The 1,722-nt window shown below is 44.1% G+C and carries 1 protein-coding gene; it reads right to left on the reverse strand.

What is annotated here, in order from left to right; genetic code table 11:
* Positions 1-67: 67 nt before the first annotated feature.
* The gene (gene ltrA, locus B5E95_RS10250) at positions 68-1,378 is read right to left on the reverse strand and encodes a group II intron reverse transcriptase/maturase (RefSeq protein WP_087236567.1); all 1,311 of its coding nucleotides are present in this window, start codon (positions 1,376-1,378) and stop codon (positions 68-70) included.
* Positions 1,379-1,722: the final 344 nt, after the last annotated feature.

Raw genomic sequence — 1,722 nt, forward strand, 5'->3', positions numbered from 1 at the left:
AATAGAGTAGAGGGAGTTTAATTCTCGCCCCTCTCATTGCACCGGACGTACGGTTCCGTATCCGGCGCTACATTTGTAATTCTTTACGAGATATATAATATTCTAGCGGATCGACCAATCCTGGGCGATCTGCTTTCTTTATCCCTAAGACTTGGGGACTGAGCAGGAAATTTACGACTTGTCCTGCACTGCGCTTATACCATCCTAATCGCGCATTGGCTACTTTGCGGATATCTTCGTCGCTAAAGTTGCACTTTAGCGCCTTGTTTATTCGCATCAGGTTGGTATATATTCTTTTGGAGCGCTTCCATTGCTTAATGATTACTACTCGTATCTTATGGCGCATCCATTGACTGAATTTAAACAGAAAGTGTTTCATATCGCCAATTTTGAAGTAGTTGATCCAGCCTCTGACTACTTGATTTATCTTAGTAAAAACCACTGATAAGGGCTGGGCAGCTGCTTTACGGCGACTCAACAGTTCTCTAATCTTGTCGTAGAGCTTGGCTTTGCGGTCGTCTCCTGGCTTTGTCTGCCAGCGTTCGCCGTTTTTCCAGAAGGTAAATCCTAGAAAATTGCTCTTGGTTGGTCGCACGACTTTAGTTTTAGTTGCGTTGACCTTTAAGAACAGTTTCCTTTCTAGCCATGACGAGATTGACTTCATGACCCGATCAGCCGACTTTTTGCTTTTAACGAAGATATTGCAGTCATCGGCATAGCGCACGAAGTGCACGCCTCTTTGTTCTAATTCCTTATCCATTTTATCTAAATAGATATTCGATAGAATCGGCGAAAGAGGTCCGCCTTGTGGCACGCCAAGCTTATTGGGCTTAACCAAGCCATCTTCCATGATTCCGGCTTTTAGGAATGCCCGGATCAAGTGGAGGGTGGTTTTGTCGTTTACCTGCTCTCTGATTATTGAAATTAATTTATCATGATTGACCGTGTCAAAGTATTTCTCAATGTCTAAATCAATTACCCATTGGTAGCCTTCATCTAGGTATTCCAAGACTTGCTCTATGGCATCGTGAGCACTGCGTTTTGGTCTAAAGCCATAGCTATGGTCGCTGAAGCGGGGATCATATATCTTCATCAAGACTTGGGCGATTGCCTGTTGGATTACCCGATCCACGACGGTTGGGATTCCCAGCGGACGCTTCTTGCCATTGGCTTTAGGTATGTAGACTCTACGTACGGCTTGCGGACGATATTTCATTTTCATGATCGAATCCTTGATTTCCGCTTGGTGCTTCTTAAAGTAGCCGTCAAGCTCATCGACCGTTTTATTGTCCACTCCAGGAGCGCCCTTATTGATTTTGACTCTGTGAATTGCTTCTTTGAGATTGCCTTGGCTTAAAATCTGCTCTATCAATTCCATCTCGTGATATCTCCATTTCTATTTGTAAATCTATTCGGAATCGTCCCAATTGCTTTCACCATCAAAGAGTTACGTTCTCTTTGTGCTAGGCTATCCTCTTATTCGGACTGTCTGAACATTGCTTATAGCAGGATATTCTCTTACAAACATTAGGTCCTTCGCATCCAGCTCTATTACAGAGCCTTCATCGCTACTATGACCTCAGCTGACTTCTCGTGGCTAACCTTTTTTGACCAGGCTTACGATCGCTGTTATTAAAGCTTGCTCGGCTTGCCTGTCCACGAGATCTCTCGGGGTAAGACATTCATCTCTTATTTTCCACTGCCTCCTGGTTTACCGTCTTG

The organism is Lactobacillus gallinarum (assembly GCF_002160635.1).
Lineage (GTDB): Bacteria > Bacillota > Bacilli > Lactobacillales > Lactobacillaceae > Lactobacillus > Lactobacillus gallinarum.

Excerpts from the sequence above, each read along its gene's own strand:
- ltrA (WP_087236567.1), bottom strand. The coding sequence starts at position 1,378 with ATGGAATTGATAGAGCAGATTTTAAGCCAAGGCAATCTCAAAGAAGCA.